We start from the raw sequence: 16,836 nt of genomic DNA on the forward strand, positions 1-16,836 counted from the left end.
TTAGTCTTTCAAGCTTGTCAGGCCTGCCGCAGCAGCCTTTAAAACGGACAGAGCCAATGCGCCACCTGTCCCGTCTCCAATATTAACTTTCAAATTGAGGATGGGGTCCAAGTCCAATCGCGACAGCAAAGCGTCATGTGCGGGTTCCGCGGATAAATGGGACGCCTGACAATGCTGCGTTGCCCCTGGCAAAATAGCATGCAAGATCGCCGCGGCTGTGCAGCTGACATAGCCATCAAGAAAAATCGGAATGCGTTGGTGACGTGCCGCGATGATCGCGCCAACCAAGCCCGCAATGTCACGACCGCCAAAGATGCGCAGAATTTCTAACGGATCTGAGGTTTCACCGCGATGGGCATTTATGCCCGCCTCGACGGCCTTGATACGTTCCGCAGCTCCATTGCCACCGGCCCAATACTCTGCCGCCCCGCCATAAAGCGCGATGTTAATCGCCGCTGCGGCCGTCGCCGCTCCCAGCCCTGCTGCACCTAAAACTATGACGTCTGCGCCCTCAGCGACGACTTCCATACCGAACGCGATTGCGGCGGCGCATTCTCGCTCTGTCAAACTCGCGCCTTGCGTGAAATCTTCGCTCGGGTGTTCTGTACCAAATTCATAGACCTTAAAGGCCGCACCCAGCTCGGCCGCGATACCGCGAACGGCAACGGCGCCTTCCGTCAAACTGACCACGCGCGATTGAGAGGCTTGCACAATATCTTGATCGGACCCTCTGCCGGCAACGCCATGTGTGCCCGCGAAAACAGCAATAAGCGGACGGGCCAAGCGCGGCATCGGACTATCCTGCCAATGCGCGATCGCTTCTAACGATTCTTCCAGCTGCCCGATGGGACGAAGCCCTCGGCCAAGAATTGCGGAATGACGCGAAACGTCGGACACAAATCCGTCAGACAGATTCGGCATATTTTTGATCAAAGCGCGGATGTCGTCGAAGGGTTGTCCAGCTGTGTTTGTCTCAGTCATAGTCATGCCTTTTGCCAAAACGCGGTGCTCCAACGCTTTGAAACAGAATCAATTTATTAACCCTGTCTTCATTACGTGGCTTAGACTGCCCGCGCCTTAAATTCTTTTCAAATTTTCGCGTGTATAGGCATATCATGCTTTCAAAGACCATATTCAACGCTGTTGTCATTCTTGCCGTCTCAATCGGTGGGGTAAGTTATCTCAATGCGCAAGCTAAAGAAGCTGAGGCTAAAAAAGCGGCGGCCGCCGTTGAGCCCATAAAGTCGCAGCCAAAAGCGAAGACAAAGCGGGTCTCGGCTTCTGTAGTCTCAATTCCAAAAGACCCTCGATCAGGGCAATATCATTATAAAGGTCGCGCGAATTCTGGGTATGTCGACTTTCTGGTTGATACAGGCGCGTCCGCTGTGGCGCTTACGCTCGCCGATGCGCGTAAGGCTGGCATTAGAGAACGCGACCTGACCTATAATGTGCCAATTAGCACAGCTGGTGGTCGGAATTATGCTGCGCGCGTGACTTTGGACCAATTAGCCTTGGGTGGGATTATCATCCGCGATGTGGAGGCTTTGGTTGTACCCGAAGGCCTAGAGACGTCTCTCTTGGGCATGACTTGGCTTGGCCAACTGCAAGAAGTTCGCGCCACGCCGAATGCTTTGATGCTGCGACTTTAGAAAAGTCCCGTTTTTCGCGCCATATTTATGGCAACCAAGGCCAAGCATATTCCAAAAACGCGCCGCAAAAGCGTGGCATCCATCCTATGGGCTAGCCTCGCCCCCAATGGCACCATCGGCCACGCTGCCGCAGTGATGAGCGCAAAGCCTAGACCATTGACATAGCCGAGTGATCCGAAGGGACGACCCGCAACGCCGAGCCCGCTAATGATAAATCCTAACGTCGCTGGCACGGCGATAAACAGACCAAAAGCGGCAGCCGTCCCAATGGCGCGGTGGATCGGAACGCCGCAGAGCGAAAGCAATGGGACGGACAGCGATCCACCCCCAATGCCCATCAGTGATGATAAAATGCCGACACCCCCGCCCGCTATCATCGGCGCAGGTCCGCGCGGGACGTCATGGCGCAAGACAAAGCTTGGACGCCCAAAGATGAATTGTAGCGCCACAACTAATGCGATCGCCGCGAAAATCTGCGTTAATGCGGCGCTGGACAGTCGCGGGGCAATCCAGATCGCGGCCGCAAATGCGCCGACACCAATCCAGAGACCATAACTTTGCCACCAGTTTTCGCGGGGCCAAATCAGAGTCATATCTACCGCATCGCGTTGGTGATGCGCCCGCGTAGAGCGTGAGGCGTTAAGGATAATAACGGCCGCACTCGTCGCAATCGCGCAATGCATGACGATGTCCTGCGGCACTCCCAGTTCAGAAAACGCAAAGAATAAGGCCGGCACCATCACCGCACCGCCACCGATGCCGAACAATCCAGATGTCAGTCCTGCGACACCGCCCACGAATATGAGAGCGACGATCAAGGGCCAATGTTGGATGAGCTGATCAATCATGCAGCGCGAGACACATCCAACATAGCGGACAGACCTTCACGCAGTATTTCTGATGGCGGCAATTTCTTAGAGAGGTTCTCAGACAGTGTCCGCCGCCATAGACGCGCACCCGGTTCCCCCGCAAACAGGCCCATAACGTGGCGGATAAGGGCTTTGGTCGAGCGATCGGAGCCTTCCTGAGACTCAGCATACCCAATCAAGCGCTCCGCAATCTCGAGTCGTGACGGTTGGAAACTGTCAGCAGCAAACCAATGCGAGTCGACCTCAGTCAAAATCCATGGCGTATTATAGGCCGCGCGGCCAAACATAGCGCCGTCCAAGCTTTCGCCCATAATTTCCGCCGCATGACTGACATCCTCCAGCTGCCCATTCACAATGATCTCCAGATCTGGGAATCGCGCCTTCATCGCATGGACTAAATTATAGTCGATGGGGGGGATGGTACGGTTGTCCTTGGGCGATAAACCTTTGAGCCAGGCTTTACGCGCATGAATGATAAAGGTTTTGCATCCCGCGCTCGCCACGGTTTCGATGAAACGCGGCAGTTCAATGTGAACATCCTGATCATCGATTCCAAGTCGGCATTTGACCGTCACTTCGACCTCGGTTGCGTCGGCCATTGCGCGAAAACATTCGCCAACTAATGGCGCCTCGGACATCAATGTTGCGCCGAATCGGCCCGCTTGGACGCGGTCGGAAGGACAGCCCACATTCAAATTGATCTCATCATACCCATACCCCGCGCCAATTGCCGTGGCCTGCGCCAGTTTTGCAGGGTCACTGCCCCCAATTTGCAGAGCCACAACATGTTCGATGTCGTGAAACCCGAGTAGATGATCACGCGGTCCGTGGATCACGGCATCTGCGACCACCATTTCGGTGTAAAGGCGTGTCTGGGCCGAAAGCTGGCGATGAAACCACCGGCAATGGCGGTCTGTCCAATCCATCATCGGCGCAACGGAGATATTTGGGGTCGTATTCATTGGCACAGACATAACAGGTCAAACAGGCTTTGAAACCTTCCAAAAAAAAAGCCCCGATCCGAAGATCGAGGCGTTTTAATCTTAATACCATTTCCCGAAGGAGAATGGCGCGAGTGACGGGACTCGAACCCGCGGCCTCTGGCGTGACAGGCCAGCGCTCTAACCAACTGAGCTACACCCGCTAAGATGTGAGGGGCTATTAGCCATGAGGTTTCGATTGGTCAACGCGGAATAGTGAGTTTTCTCAGTTTATTTTGACTGATTTGCATTTGCTATGGAACGGTCTCGGAAAGCCCGCATTATTTCGGCCAAATCATTGGCGTTATACCCATAGTTTGACCAGACTCGTACCTCGCGATGTCTTTTATCTATTACCGTAGCGGTAGGTAAATTTGCGTTCGATTCGTTTAGCTCCAACCAGACGACCCCAGGCCAATCATAGCTTCCAGGGATTTCCGGCGCGTAGATATTTCCAATGTCCTCCCAAAGGTAAAGACGATCAGATAAAACTCCCCTTATATTTAGAGCCTGTTCTGACAAAATCACACCGGCAGGGCGGAAAGCACAGAAAATAATAGCCAATAACACCGCGCCAAACGCAATACTCCAGGCGAAAATGAGACCTTGATTCCGAGTTAAAACACTAAGAATAGCCAAAGCGACCAGCGACAACCAATATAGTGAAGAGCTTAACCTAACCCATTTGGGGGCCTTTAAAACCAATTCTAAAGGTAATGGCGCATCGTCCTTCATCACAATAATGTCGCCTGCACCCGCTTTGGCAAACCGCGTAAAACCAAATCGTAAGATGCCCGCATGCGTTCCGACACATCATCAATATCTAGTTTATCCAGCAGCAGAACCATCCAGTTGCCGCGCGGCATGTGGGAATGAGCCTCTGCTACACCAACCTCGAATAACATCGCGCGAATTTCAGCATTGGGCGCCTTCACCGTCAGGCGGTTTGCCCCTGGCCGTAGAATCGCAAACATTTTGAAGTGCGTTTGCGTACCGACTTTAAATACATGCGCCCCGCCCCATTGTTCGGTCATATAAGTACCGGGAAATGCGAGTGCAATTTTTGTCAGTTTTGTGTCCATAGAAACGACATAGAGCAATTGCATGTTTGAACAAAATACGTATAAGCCTGTTTCTCGATTGAATGCGTCGGGCGGTTAGCTCAGCTGGTAGAGCATCTCGTTTACACCGAGAGGGTCAGCGGTTCGAACCCGTTACCGCCCACCATTCAACCTGGCCCTCACCCGGGACCACCAATTTCCAAATTTTGATAGCGTGCCGAAAAGCCAATGGGTGTTCCCCGCCCTCTCCGACCGAAGTTTTCACGCTCCCCTTTGTCACATTTGTCTAGTTCAGTTTTTGCGAATAATTCTTAAAAAGCCTCTTGCAACTCATTCTCACTCTCCGTAATGAGACTACGCAATTAAGAATTATTCGCAAGAGCTACGCATGATCGTCCAAACTAAAGCCTCGACTCTCACGCAGCTGATGAAGGCCGAATGCCGGCAAGATCGCGCTGCGTTTATCGACGCCGTTCATGACGCATTGATCATGGCTCGCGAGGCCGCGCTGGCATCGCCAACACCCGACGCGATCAGCAATGATCGTACCGCCCTTCCCCACCAAAAAAGATAGAGACAACATGTCCCGCAAAACCTTTTGTAGTGCAGCAGTGCTCCTGCTTGCACTCGCACCGTCGGCCTATGCTCAAGATAGCGCTTCGGACGACGAAGACATCATCATTGTAACAGGTCAATTCTTGTCGATCGACAAGGTCAATGCTGTTAAAACCCCAACCCCGATTATCAATGTTCCGCAAAGCCTGTCTATCGTGGGAAAGATCCAGATCGAAGATCAAGCCTTCACGAATATCGGTGATATCACTCGTTACACACCAGGCTTGACCAACTCCCAAGGCGAAGGTCACCGAGACGCAATCATCATTCGTGGACAGCAAACGACGGCGGACTTTTTCCAAGATGGTATTCGCGATGACGTCCAATATTTCCGCCCGCTTTATAACTTAGAGCAGGTCGAAATACTGCGTGGGTCGAATGCCCTACTCTTTGGGCGTGGCGGCACAGGCGGTATCGTCAACCGCGTCACGAAAAAACCGGTGCTGGGCGATGAATTCACAACGCTAAACGCAGCCATTGATACTTTCGGCGCGTTTTACGGGGCTGTTGATACGAATTACACGGTCAACGACACGACAGGCGTGAGATTGAATGGGTTTTACGAGGAACTAAACAATCACCGTGATTTTTTCGACGGCACCCGTTTTGGTATCAACCCAACGGTTCGGTTCGACGTCTCTCCACAGACAACAATCGACCTCTCCTATGAGTATTTGGACGATGATCGTGTAGTCGACCGTGGCGTTCCATCCCGCAATTTTGAAGGCGGTCCAGATGTGCCGTTGAAAGGGTTCGACAATACGTTCTTTGGGTCTGCGGATGAGAACTTCACGACCTTGCAAGCCCACATCCTGCGCGGGCATGTCGATCATAAGTTCAACGAAATGCTTCGCGGTAATTTCAACGTTCAATATGCGGATTACGACAAGCTCTATCAGAATCTATACGCCAGCGAAGAAGTCCAAGTCGGGGCGGATGGTCGATTTGATCAGGTCGAGTTAGATGGGTATCGCGACGCCACAGATCGCCAGAATCTCTTTTTCCAAGGCAACCTTGTCGGAGAATTTGAGACAGGCGTAATTGGCCATACCGTTTTGGTCGGCGTTGAATACGGAAATCAAGATACGTCAAATGCCCGTCAAGACACGGTGTTTGAGGCCAATGGCGATGATCAGCTTTTCATCGACTTCTCTGATCCGTTGGATATTCCCGCTTTTGCGTTCTCGAATGCCTCGCGAAATCGCGCCTCTGACGTGACGACGTTCTCAGCCTATGCACAGAACCAAATTGACCTAACAGATCAGTTCAAACTCATCTTGGGTGGTCGTTATGATAGTTTCGACATTGCCGTGAATGATCTCCAAGCGAACGCAGAGTTTTCGCGCAAAGATGAAGAAATTTCTCCGCGTTTGGGCGCAATTTACAAGCCCGCAGAAAATGTGTCTATCTATGCCAGCTACAGCGAATCCTTCCTCCCGCGTTCGGGCGATCAATTCCTCACGCTCGATCTGGACAGTGAAAGCACGCGGCCGCAGTCTTTTGAAAACCGAGAGATCGGCGCAAAGTGGGACCTACACTCTGGTCTCAGCCTGACCGGGGCCGTTTTCCAACTTGACCGCGAGAGTTACACCTCTGTCGATCCCGAAAACAGCGAACAGGTCATCGTCATCGAGGGATCAAAAACCGAAGGTGCTGAAATCCAACTCAGCGGAAAGTTCACGAATAAATGGACCGTCAATACAGGCTACACCTATCTAGATGGTCGCGTTGACCGCGTAGATGGAAGCGGGACGAGCGGAAATCGCACGCGCCAGACGCCAAAGCATACGTTCTCCCTCTGGAGCCAATATGAGATTAATGATCAGATCGGCATCGGCGCGGGCGCAACGCACCAGGGCAGCTTCTTCGTGCGCGAAGATAATTCCGTGGAAGTTCCCGCGTTCATACGCTTTGACGCGTCCGCCTATTATGAGGTCTCGGATGATCTTCGCCTTCAGGTGAATATAGAAAACCTGCTGGACACGGATTATTTCCCCGATGCCCATAGTAATGACAACATCTCAACTGGTGCGCCGCTGAATGCGCGCTTCTCCATTAGACAAGCGTTCTAAATCTCCCCCTAGATTTTGGACCAGAAAACCGCACTCGCCTCTTGGCTGGTGCGGTTTTTTTATGGGGTAACACACGCGTTTATGGTTACTTCCGAAAAGGAGGTCGATTGATATTGTGACGAGCTAAATTCGGCCGACAAACTCTATCGTGGTTTTTCATCCCTGATAATGTAAGAGGAAGGCAAATTAGGTCGGCACATTTCCGATCCATACCTTCATCAATTCGAGGCAATTCATGATGTTTACCTTCACCCGTCCCAAATCATTTTTCTTCGTAGCCTTAGCCTGCACCGCACTTACGGCTTGCGGTAATGCCACAGCGCAAAAGGCCCCCGTCGAGACCGCTGTAAATGAGACGGTCGATGTTGCGCCTGTGGCAGAGGTCAAGGACATGACTGGCAGCGTCAAGATCGAAACCTGGATTGACGACATGGACCAACCTTGGGGACTTGTTTTCACCGCTGAAAATACGGCGCTGATTACTCAAAAATCTGGTGAATTGTTCCTATACCAAAACGGCACGCTTACCTCTATTTCCAATGTCCCTGAGGTGAATGATGCCCGTCAAGGCGGCTTGCTGGATGTCGCGTTGGATCCAAATTGGCCGAATGAGGATTGGATTTACCTGTCCCTCTCTGACCCGAAAACTTCGGGGTCGAGTGAAGCCATGACGAAAATTATCCGCGCCAAATTAGAGGGTACGAAGCTGACGAATATTGAAACTTTGTTCCAAGCCAAAGCGGCCGATTATGTGGACGCTGGTTTTCACTATGGGTCTCGGATCACCTTTGACGCGGCGGGGCACCTCTATTTCTCCATCGGTGACCGCGGGATCATGTCCGATGCGCAAGACATCTCTAAACCAAATGGAAAAATTCATCGGATCAATCGTGACGGGACGATCCCGGCTGATAATCCGTTCGTCGACACAGCTGATGCCTATGCCACGATCTACAGCTACGGGAACCGAAACCCACAGGGATTAATCGTCCATCCGGATACCGATGTCCTTTGGTCGACCGAACATGGCCCAAAGGGCGGCGATGAGCTGAATGTCATTCGCAGCGGCATCAATTATGGCTGGCCCGAAATCTCCTATGGGATCAATTATAACGGTTCAGTTTTGACGGAGTTCACACAAAAACCAGGGATGGCCCAACCCATCAGTCAGTGGACACCATCCATCGCGGTGAGCGGCCTTGAGGTTTATAAAGGCGACCTATTCCCAGCGTGGAACGGTCGATTGATGGTCGGCGCACTGGCTTTCGAAGAACTCCGTCTGGTCACTGTCGACGGTGACAAATACGGCTCTGAAATTATGATTTTGCAGCAAGAAGGACGGATCCGCGACGTCACCACTGGGCCCGACGGCGCAATCTATGTTGCAACATCAGATCAGATTTTAAGACTAAGCCCCGCTGATAAATAAGAATAACTTTCGCTAACCAAAACGAAAAACCCCGACACACTGGCCGGGGTTTTAAAATTTACGTGGCGATATTGATCGCTAGTGAGCAGCAGTTCCGCCTTCTGGCATTTGTGAACCTGTCGTTCCCATCATGATGCCCGCGAGCTGAGCTTCGTCAGCAGACGTCCACTCCATCGGCGTGATCTTCTTGGTCAGCGCGTGCTCAAGAACTTCGCTAACATGTGTGACCGGAATGATTTCCAAAGCCGCTTTCACATTGTCTGGAATATCGGCGAGATCTTTCTCATTCTCACTTGGGATCAATACAGTTTTCACGCCACCACGAAGGGCTGCGAGTAGTTTTTCTTTCAATCCACCAATGGCCGTCACACGTCCACGCAAGGTTACTTCGCCCGTCATGGCGATGTCATTACGCACAGGGATTTCAGTCAGAACCGACACAATTGCCGTGACCATCCCAATACCTGCGCTTGGCCCGTCTTTGGGCGTCGCCCCATCGGGGACGTGAACGTGGATATCGTTAGAGCGGAATTTCCGTGGGGAAATACCCAACTCGGGCGCCTTCGCCTGCACATAGGAATTCGCCGCAGAGATGGACTCTTTCATTACGTTTTTCAGATTTCCTGTCACGGTCATCTTGCCCTTGCCAGGCATAGCGAGCGCTTCGATTGTGAGGATATCACCGCCAACGGACGTCCAAGCCAAACCCGTGACAACGCCAATCTGGTCTTCTGTATCGGTCTTGCCATAGCGGAATTTTTTCACGCCTAGCAGATCATCCAGATGTTCAGATGTCACATCGATGCGTGTTTCCGCCTTGGAAACAATCTTGGTCAGAACTTTACGCGCAAGCGATGCGATTTCGCGTTTCAATCCCCGCACACCCGCTTCACGCGTGTAATACCGAATGATGTCACGCACAGCGTCTTCAGACAGCGTAAATTCGCTGGCTTTCAACCCATGTTCTTTCGTCTGCTCAGGAATGAGGTGACGCTTAGCGATCTCGACTTTTTCGTCCTCGGTGTAACCGGGAATACGAATGATCTCCATACGGTCGAGTAAAGGCTGCGCCATATCTAGGCTATTGGCCGTCGTGATGAACATGACATCAGACAGATCATAGTCCACGTCCAGATAATGATCGTTAAAGGTGTCATTCTGTTCTGGGTCTAGGACCTCAAGCAGCGCCGCAGATGGATCACCACGATGATCTTGTCCCATCTTGTCGATCTCATCAAAGAGGAAGAGCGGGTTGTTATATTTCGCCTTCTTCATCGACTGAATGACACGTCCCGGCATGGACCCGATATAGGTCCGACGATGACCGCGGATTTCACTTTCATCACGCACACCACCGAGGGATACGCGTACGAATTCGCGACCTGTTGCACGTGCAACAGATTTACCTAGCGAGGTTTTACCCACACCTGGAGGGCCAACGAGGCAGAGGATTGGGCCTTTGACCTTTTTGGTACGCGTTTGCACGGCCAAGAATTCGATGATCCGCTCTTTGACTTTATCCAAGCCATAGTGATCAGCGTCGAGAATTTCCTGCGCCTTGGCAAGATCACGCTGCACACGCTTTTTCTTGCCCCACGGCACAGAGAGCATCCAGTCGATATAGTTGCGGGAGACGTTGGCTTCCGCGCTCATCGGCGACATTTTCTTGAGGCGCGATAATTCTTTATCGACCTTCTCCTTGGCCTCGACGGTCAGTTTTGTATCTTCGACTTTCTGGCGCAGCTCTTCCATCTCATCGGGTTCGTCGCCGCCGAGTTCTGTTTGGATCGCTTTCATCTGTTCGTTCAGATAATATTCGCGCTGGGTCTTTTCCATCTGGCGCTTTACCCGACCCCGAATTTTCTTCTCGACTTTGAGAATGGAGGCTTCGCCATCCAAGAGCTCTAGGATTTGCGCAAGACGGTCGCCCACTTCTGTGGTTTCCAGCAGGGATTGCTTGCGCGCGATATCTGCGCCCAAATGCACGGCCACGATGTCGGAGAGCTTCGCAGCGTCCGTTGTTTCAGTCACTGAGGTGATTACCTCATCCGCCACCTTCTTGTTCAATTTGCCATAAGAGCCAAAGCCTTCGCGGACTTGGACAGCCATTGCTGCAACGTGGTCCTTATCAGCCATTTCACTTTCAGTGATGCGCACATCACCTTCGAGGAAATCACCCACAGACAGATTGGTCACCGCCGCGCGGTCCTCGCCTTCGACGAGGACCCGTACGGTCCCATCAGGCAGTTTTAGCAATTGCAAGATTTTGGCGATGCAGCCGCGCTCAAACAGATCGTCACCAACGGGATCGTCAGTGGTGGAGTCCTTTTGAGTAAGCAGGAAAATACGTTTTTCCGCCTTCATCACATCTTCGAGGGCAGCGATAGATTTCTCGCGGCCAACAAAGAGCGGTACGACCATATGCGGGAAAACCACAATGTCGCGCAGCGGTAGAATTGGGAGGCGTTGTGTGTCGCTCATTTTTAATCAGTCCTATTCGGCGTTCCCTATCTATGTGGTGACATAAACAGGCTCGACAAGGTGCATGGGATGCATTCATCCGCATATGCGCAGCAATATAACACTATACGAACGAAAACGGGGGCCCGTGAGGCCCCCGCGATGATTCTTTCAGCTGCCGTCTGGATTTAAGCAGATTTATCTGCCTTTTTCGAGGCTTTCGCATGCACCAAGAGTGGCTCCGCATTGCCTTCGACAACTTCAGCATTGATGACGACTTCTTCGACGCCCTCATAGGCAGGCAGATCAAACATCGAGTCCAGCAGGATGCCTTCCATGATGGAGCGTAGACCACGTGCGCCAGTCTTCCGTGCCAAGGCACGTTTGGCGATCGCTTTCAGCGCGTCCTCGGTGAAGGTCAGTTTGACATTCTCCATCTCAAACAGTGTTTGATACTGCTTTACGAGCGCGTTGCGCGGTTTGGTCAGGATTGTGATCAAAGCATCTTCGTCTAGATCCGTCAGCGTTGCGATGACAGGCAAACGACCCACGAATTCTGGGATCAGACCAAATTTCGTCAGATCTTCTGGCTCTACACCTTGAAGAATGTCACCGACGCCTCGTTGGTCGATCTCTTTAACCGAGCCACCGAAGCCAATCGAACTATCGTCGCCACGACCCGCGATCACTTTATCAAGACCGGCGAATGCGCCGCCCACGACAAAAAGGATGTTCGTTGTATCAACCTGCAAAAATTCTTGCTGAGGATGCTTACGCCCACCTTGCGGCGGAACGGAGGCGACTGTGCCTTCCATAATCTTCAGAAGCGCTTGCTGCACACCCTCACCCGACACGTCACGTGTGATGGACGGGTTGTCGGATTTGCGTGAAATCTTATCGACCTCATCAATATAAACGATACCGCGTTGGGCGCGCTCCACATTGTAATCGGCAGATTGCAGCAGCTTCAGAATGATGTTCTCGACATCTTCACCGACATAACCCGCTTCTGTCAGGGTTGTCGCATCGGCCATTGTGAATGGCACGTCCAAAATCCGCGCCAAAGTCTGGGCGAGCAATGTCTTACCGCAACCTGTTGGGCCAACAAGCAAGATATTGGATTTCGCGAGCTCCACATCTGGATTAGACGCGGCGTGGTTCAGGCGTTTGTAATGGTTATGAACCGCAACGGACAGCACGCGCTTCGCGTATTTCTGGCCAATGACGTAATCATCCAAGGTTTGCGTGATCTCTTGGGGTGTCGGAACACCTTCCTGAGTTTTCGCCAGAGAGCCTTTGCCCTCTTCCTTGATGATATCCATGCAAAGTTCGACGCATTCATCACAGATGAATACGGTCGGGCCAGCTATCAGTTTACGGACCTCATGCTGGGACTTGCCGCAGAAGGAGCAGTAGAGCGTATTCTTACTGTCAGTTGTCGTCTTGCTCATCGTTTAACCTTCATTCCTCGGCTTTAAACCGCGCCGCATCGCCAATGGCGCTACCTTGCAAGTCGGATGCCGAATGCGTCCCAATATCCTTACCTGCCGAATCACGACGGGTGGTACTGCGAGACTTTGACTCAATCTCGCAGATAAATCTTAAATTCAGGCTTACACAAGAAAAATAGACCTGTGAAAGCCTGCGTTACAGTCAAGCGTGCGTTAAGTTTCGCCGCGCTTGGAATAAACATGGTCAACGATGCCGAAATCTTTGGCTTCTTGCGCGCTCATGAAGTGATCCCGATCGAGTGTTTTCTCAATCACAGCGTATTTATTCCCAGTATGGGTCACATAGATTTCGTTCAAACGCTTCTTCATCGCTTGAATATCGTCGGCGTGACGCTGAATGTCAGACGCCTGACCACGGAAACCGCCTGATGGCTGATGCACCATGACGCGCGCATTTGGCAGAGCCACGCGCATATCCGGTGCGCCCGCCGCGAGAAGCAAGGACCCCATGGAACAAGCTTGGCCGATACAGACAGTCGAGACTGGGCATTTGATATATTGCATCGTGTCATAGATCGCCATGCCAGCTGTCACCACGCCACCGGGCGAGTTGATATACATGCTGATCTCTTTTTTCGGGTTCTCTGACTCGAGGAAGAGCAGCTGCGATGTGATCAAGGCGGCCATGCCATCTTCGACAACACCGGTCAGGAAGATGATACGGTCCTTGAGCAGGCGCGAGAAAATATCAAACGCGCGTTCGCCGCGTGAGGTTTGCTCGACAACCATTGGAACAAGGTTCATCAGTGTTTCTTGGGGATCTTGCATCATCATAGTCTATCCTTTGGAACCGAGCGGCAGAACGCACGCAGGCAAATCAGTTAGTCCCATATTGCCCTACCCGTCCCAGCTTTCAAGTGCGGAGCATGGGTTATGTTGGCACGGGGTTAATTGTGGCGGTCGGTCGGACCATCATATGGTCATTCTGGGATAATTTCACCTGCTTCGTCTAACAGCTGGAACCTAATTGTTCTTGGTTCTGTTTCGAACGGCTCTGTCTGACCGATATCATTCTTCGTCGGATGGAACCGCGTTTTCAAAATACTCGCTCTGGACGGCTCTTCGAAAACAACATCGCTACACTTTAGGCTCAAGACGGATTTGACGGACCCTGTTCTATCAATTTGAGCCGTGTAAACACAATGCCCTGACCTTTCCGCATTAGCCGGAAACACAGGCGGAGCGGGATGACTAGACCGTCCTTCAAGTGAGTGCCCTGGCTCATTAAAAGGTGGGAACACGTTTATCTGTGGTTTTTCGGGCAAGTAGTTTTTGCGGTCCAGAGTCACCTTCACCTCCGGTTGACGTTCCAAGGAGCCCAAATTCTGAGAAACCAATTCGACAGGCTTTTGCTGTGCCAAGAATAAACCCGCGACGACAACGATGAAGGCGAGCAAAAAACCAACAAATATCGACCCCTTCAGCATAAATTTATGTTATATTATATCATGGACAATGTAAAGCTTACCGGATCATCTCACCTAATTTTCATCAGACAAAATAGATCGTAAAATACTCCCCCTACCCCTTCAACATATCCGCCGTTAACGACGGAAATGGTGTGAGCGAGAAGAGCGTCTCTACGGGCAGTTCGAAATAGGCCGCCGCTTTCAGCGCGATATCGAGCGAAGGCATATATTCGCCTCGTTCGACATAACCGATGGTTTGGTAGTGAATGCCCAAAATATCGGCCATTTCCTTGCGCGAAATGCCCCGCTCACTACGGAGCATGGGCAATCGCGTGTAGATTTTGATTTCTTTCGCCACGTCCTAGCCCTCCGCGTCTAACTCATCCGGCAGGTTCCACGCGAGCAGCATCGCAGGCAAGCAAATGACAATCCCAATGCCCCCCGCAATCATTGGCAGGGTATGCGGGCCGTCCCCGCCCACGCGGGCGATCATAAATCCGAGAATACCCGCAAGACTGACGCCTTGCACATATGAACCAAGAAAAGCCTTCGATTTCACCTGTCCTTGACGCTCATCCAGCGCGCCAAGGGGAATTTCTGTTACGCCTCGGACCGACATGTTGATCATGGAAACTAAGGGGAAGAACCCGAGGAACAATATTCCCCACGCCCAAATCAAATGGGGGAAATTGAAAGCCACAAGATTTGTGACGATGAACCAGCCCACCAGCCCCAAAACAAGGAGGCGTCTGATTTTGCGTTTCTGGAATTTCTCAACCATGGGGCTGTTGAAAGTTGTCTTCAACGTTTGCGCATAGGCATCATATGAACTGGGCTTGTTGGTTTTATCTGGCACGATAAAGTCTCCTTTAATTGATACATATTGTATAATATTTTATACAAATAGAGTCAATATGCTATTTTTCGTCAGGCCAGAAATCACGCGACATACCGCCCCCCCTTAGCTCCGATCTTGCAGAGGAAAACCACTAAAATCTCCCATTTCAAAAACCTTTCCCGCCTTAAGCAAAAACGAAAATCCGTGTTTTCAACAGCTTAAGCCTAGATTCGACAATCGTCTCCCCGCTTCCGATTTCTGTGTCATTTTAAAGTTGTCTTCTTTCAACGGGCAGTCAGGTGCACATTGACTTAACTGGAAAGAAGCGACGCTTGTCATTGGAGGACGCTGGGTAATGTCAGCAGAATTGGGTGGCCTGCCGCGAGCTGATTCAGACGAGACTTCTGTGTTCGGCCGGCAGTGGAAAAAGGCGTCGTCGCGAGTGTCCCTCATGGGTCGAAAACCAACCTAGCTTATTCCAGTTCCACTGGACCCATTGATACACTCGCTAACATCCCGATTTTTCCGCCTGAAACGCAATACAAGACAACATACAGGAGGCGACATGCCCCGAGGACGTTTAGGGGCTCGCCCCCGCCGCACAGCCGTTTCGGCGCTGCGGTTCGAACAAATGTGCCATGACATTCGCGCGACTCGACGCGCCGAACACGCACGACAGCAAGATTTGAAGCTGAAACAGCAGGTTTCAGGCTATGCCGAACTGCGTGAGCAAACCGCCGTGCTGGACATTCAGCTGGAAATGAAAGCTATGGAATTGCGCCTCGTCAACGCCGATCGGCTCATGATCGGCTTGCCAGCTATTGATGTTCTCCCGATGGATGGCGGCATCGGCGACACCCGCCGCCCCGAAGATGACTACCGCAATTATCAGTGATGGGATTCACGCGACGTTGACCCAATGCATTCACCCCTGCGAAACACCCCAAAATCAAAGCCTTGAATGTGATTTGACATGCTGAGGTCCGTCGTGAGACAAAATCCTCAGGAGAAAGATATGACCATTTCAAACAAGATTTTCTTTTCACTGGCCACAGCCTCAATGCTGACGTTGTCCTCCACGGCCCATGCGAATTCTGCCAATGGTGTCAATACGACGAACGCCTTTCTCGCCAAAGCGGCCGTCAACGACGGTGACGTTCAGAATTTGCGGCTGTTTGACGTCAGTGCCCTGCCGCTTCGCGGTGAAAGATACTTGGGCTCAAGTCGGACCGCTACGTTTTACTACAAGAAGGGTGTGAAAAGCGTCGAAAAAGGAGACCTTGATAAGGCGGTTCGCCATTTCAGAGCGGTCCTGAGAGCCGATGGATCCAGAGGGCTGGATATCGCGACACTTCACTACCTCGCGAACATCACACACCGACAAGGCAATGTGGCCCAAGCGGAGAAATATGTTGAGGCTTACAACAGGCTAAACCAAAGGTAATTTGGCGTAAAACTAAGACCTACACCTTCCAATCTCCGCCTCAATGAGGATCATAGAGGGGGACATAATGAAGGTCGTGGCAATCAGGATAAGCCGTCTGTCTTTGCCCGCAGCCGCTTCAATCTGGGCGCGATAAAGAACATCCCGATCGCGATATAGAAAAACCCGAGACAGAGAACGAATATCCTACTTCCACGCGCCAATTGAGGGCTGTCTTCGCTGTCAACAACGCGGCGTGAGACCATAACAATAGCGGCGATCAAGGATACGAACATAGTTGGAGCCGCGACCATTAAAGCCCACTCTAAAATAGGCATACCCCTCAAAGGCATCATGCCGATAAGTCCGAACGAAAAAAAACAAGCTAAAACAAACGCTATAGCAAGACTTAAAATCAATCTTGAGGGCGGTTTGGACAAAGCCGCGGACGACATTTGATCAGCCGTAATGATCCAAAATGCGTATGGTAGCATCAGAGCCGTTTGACCAAACCCAAAAA

18 protein-coding genes and 2 tRNA genes are annotated in these 16,836 nt (G+C 51.6%); 7 read left to right on the top strand and 13 right to left on the bottom strand.

All coding sequences use genetic code 11. The annotated features are described in order from the left end of the window. Complete coding sequence (locus tag IE073_RS03925; protein WP_189581513.1) at positions 1–981, bottom strand: nicotinate-nucleotide--dimethylbenzimidazole phosphoribosyltransferase; 981 nt, start codon at positions 979–981, stop codon at positions 1–3. 134 nt (positions 982–1,115) lie between these two features. On the opposite strand from IE073_RS03925, the gene IE073_RS03930 reads away from it, so the two are divergent. Next, positions 1,116–1,649, top strand: a complete 534-nt coding sequence (locus tag IE073_RS03930) for a TIGR02281 family clan AA aspartic protease (protein ID WP_189581516.1) — start codon at positions 1,116–1,118, stop codon at positions 1,647–1,649. Here IE073_RS03930 and IE073_RS03935 read toward each other — a convergent pair. The 5 genes from IE073_RS03935 to IE073_RS03955 all read right to left on the bottom strand — a co-directional run bounded on the left by IE073_RS03935 (position 1,646) and on the right by IE073_RS03955 (position 4,580). Next, the gene (locus IE073_RS03935) at positions 1,646–2,497 is read right to left on the bottom strand and encodes a sulfite exporter TauE/SafE family protein (protein WP_189581519.1); all 852 of its coding nucleotides are present in this window, start codon (positions 2,495–2,497) and stop codon (positions 1,646–1,648) included. The genes IE073_RS03930 and IE073_RS03935 overlap by 4 nt on opposite strands. Then, positions 2,494–3,480: a tRNA dihydrouridine(20/20a) synthase DusA gene (gene dusA / locus IE073_RS03940; RefSeq protein WP_189581522.1), complete on the bottom strand. Its 987-nt coding sequence runs from the start codon at positions 3,478–3,480 to the stop codon at positions 2,494–2,496. Before dusA ends, IE073_RS03935 begins: the two co-directional genes overlap by 4 nt. Before the next feature lie 105 nt (positions 3,481–3,585). Continuing rightward, positions 3,586–3,662 (bottom strand) — tRNA-Asp (locus IE073_RS03945). Positions 3,663–3,729: 67 nt separating this feature from the next. Further along, positions 3,730–4,236, bottom strand: coding sequence for a hypothetical protein (locus IE073_RS03950; protein WP_189581524.1), 507 nt, complete (start codon positions 4,234–4,236; stop codon positions 3,730–3,732). Beyond that, a complete protein-coding gene (locus tag IE073_RS03955) occupies positions 4,233–4,580 on the bottom strand; it encodes an MmcQ/YjbR family DNA-binding protein (RefSeq protein WP_189581527.1) in 348 nt (115 codons plus the stop codon). The genes IE073_RS03950 and IE073_RS03955 overlap by 4 nt, the downstream gene beginning before the upstream one ends. 69 nt (positions 4,581–4,649) lie before the next feature. Here IE073_RS03955 and IE073_RS03960 point away from each other — a divergent pair. From IE073_RS03960 to IE073_RS03975, 4 genes are all read left to right on the top strand, one after another. Further along, a tRNA-Val gene (locus IE073_RS03960) sits at positions 4,650–4,725 on the top strand. A 222-nt stretch (positions 4,726–4,947) separates the two neighbouring features. Then, entirely contained in the window at positions 4,948–5,133 is a 186-nt protein-coding gene (locus IE073_RS03965; protein WP_189581530.1) for a hypothetical protein, read from the top strand. Positions 5,134–5,140: 7 nt separating this feature from the next. Next, positions 5,141–7,246: a TonB-dependent receptor gene (locus IE073_RS03970; RefSeq protein ID WP_189581533.1), complete on the top strand. Its 2,106-nt coding sequence runs from the start codon at positions 5,141–5,143 to the stop codon at positions 7,244–7,246. A 235-nt stretch (positions 7,247–7,481) separates the two neighbouring features. After that, a complete protein-coding gene (locus IE073_RS03975) occupies positions 7,482–8,675 on the top strand; it encodes a PQQ-dependent sugar dehydrogenase (protein WP_233349796.1) in 1,194 nt (397 codons plus the stop codon). 78 nt (positions 8,676–8,753) lie between these two features. Here the strand turns inward: IE073_RS03975 and lon are convergent, their stop codons facing one another. From lon to IE073_RS04005, 6 genes are all read right to left on the bottom strand, one after another. Then, complete coding sequence (lon, locus tag IE073_RS03980; RefSeq protein ID WP_189581536.1) at positions 8,754–11,156, bottom strand: endopeptidase La; 2,403 nt, start codon at positions 11,154–11,156, stop codon at positions 8,754–8,756. Between the two features lie 167 nt (positions 11,157–11,323). After that, positions 11,324–12,586 (bottom strand): ATP-dependent Clp protease ATP-binding subunit ClpX, encoded by a 1,263-nt coding sequence (clpX, locus tag IE073_RS03985; RefSeq protein ID WP_189581539.1) that lies wholly within the window; start codon positions 12,584–12,586, stop codon positions 11,324–11,326. 213 nt (positions 12,587–12,799) lie between these two features. Continuing rightward, entirely contained in the window at positions 12,800–13,417 is a 618-nt protein-coding gene (locus IE073_RS03990; RefSeq protein WP_373298700.1) for an ATP-dependent Clp protease proteolytic subunit, read from the bottom strand. A gap of 149 nt (positions 13,418–13,566) precedes the next feature. Continuing rightward, the gene (locus IE073_RS03995; protein ID WP_189581542.1) at positions 13,567–14,073 is read right to left on the bottom strand and encodes an energy transducer TonB; all 507 of its coding nucleotides are present in this window, start codon (positions 14,071–14,073) and stop codon (positions 13,567–13,569) included. Positions 14,074–14,167: 94 nt separating this feature from the next. Then, positions 14,168–14,377: a helix-turn-helix transcriptional regulator gene (locus IE073_RS04000; protein ID WP_189583802.1), complete on the bottom strand. Its 210-nt coding sequence runs from the start codon at positions 14,375–14,377 to the stop codon at positions 14,168–14,170. A gap of 39 nt (positions 14,378–14,416) precedes the next feature. Then, the gene (locus IE073_RS04005) at positions 14,417–14,911 is read right to left on the bottom strand and encodes a hypothetical protein (RefSeq protein ID WP_189581545.1); all 495 of its coding nucleotides are present in this window, start codon (positions 14,909–14,911) and stop codon (positions 14,417–14,419) included. Positions 14,912–15,458: 547 nt separating this feature from the next. Here IE073_RS04005 and IE073_RS04010 point away from each other — a divergent pair. Both IE073_RS04010 and IE073_RS04015 read left to right on the top strand, forming a co-directional pair. Further along, positions 15,459–15,788 carry a hypothetical protein gene (locus IE073_RS04010; protein WP_189581548.1) on the top strand — a complete coding sequence of 110 codons (330 nt, stop codon included), beginning with the start codon at positions 15,459–15,461 and terminating at the stop codon, positions 15,786–15,788. Positions 15,789–15,908: 120 nt separating this feature from the next. Next, positions 15,909–16,337 carry a hypothetical protein gene (locus tag IE073_RS04015; RefSeq protein ID WP_189581551.1) on the top strand — a complete coding sequence of 143 codons (429 nt, stop codon included), beginning with the start codon at positions 15,909–15,911 and terminating at the stop codon, positions 16,335–16,337. An 83-nt stretch (positions 16,338–16,420) separates the two neighbouring features. Here the strand turns inward: IE073_RS04015 and IE073_RS04020 are convergent, their stop codons facing one another. Next, positions 16,421–16,672, bottom strand: a complete 252-nt coding sequence (locus tag IE073_RS04020) for a hypothetical protein (protein WP_189581554.1) — start codon at positions 16,670–16,672, stop codon at positions 16,421–16,423. Positions 16,673–16,836 lie beyond the last annotated feature (164 nt).

Origin of the sequence: Litorimonas cladophorae, assembly GCF_014652455.1 — a bacterium.
GTDB classification, from domain to species: Bacteria; Pseudomonadota; Alphaproteobacteria; order Caulobacterales; family Maricaulaceae; genus Litorimonas; species Litorimonas cladophorae.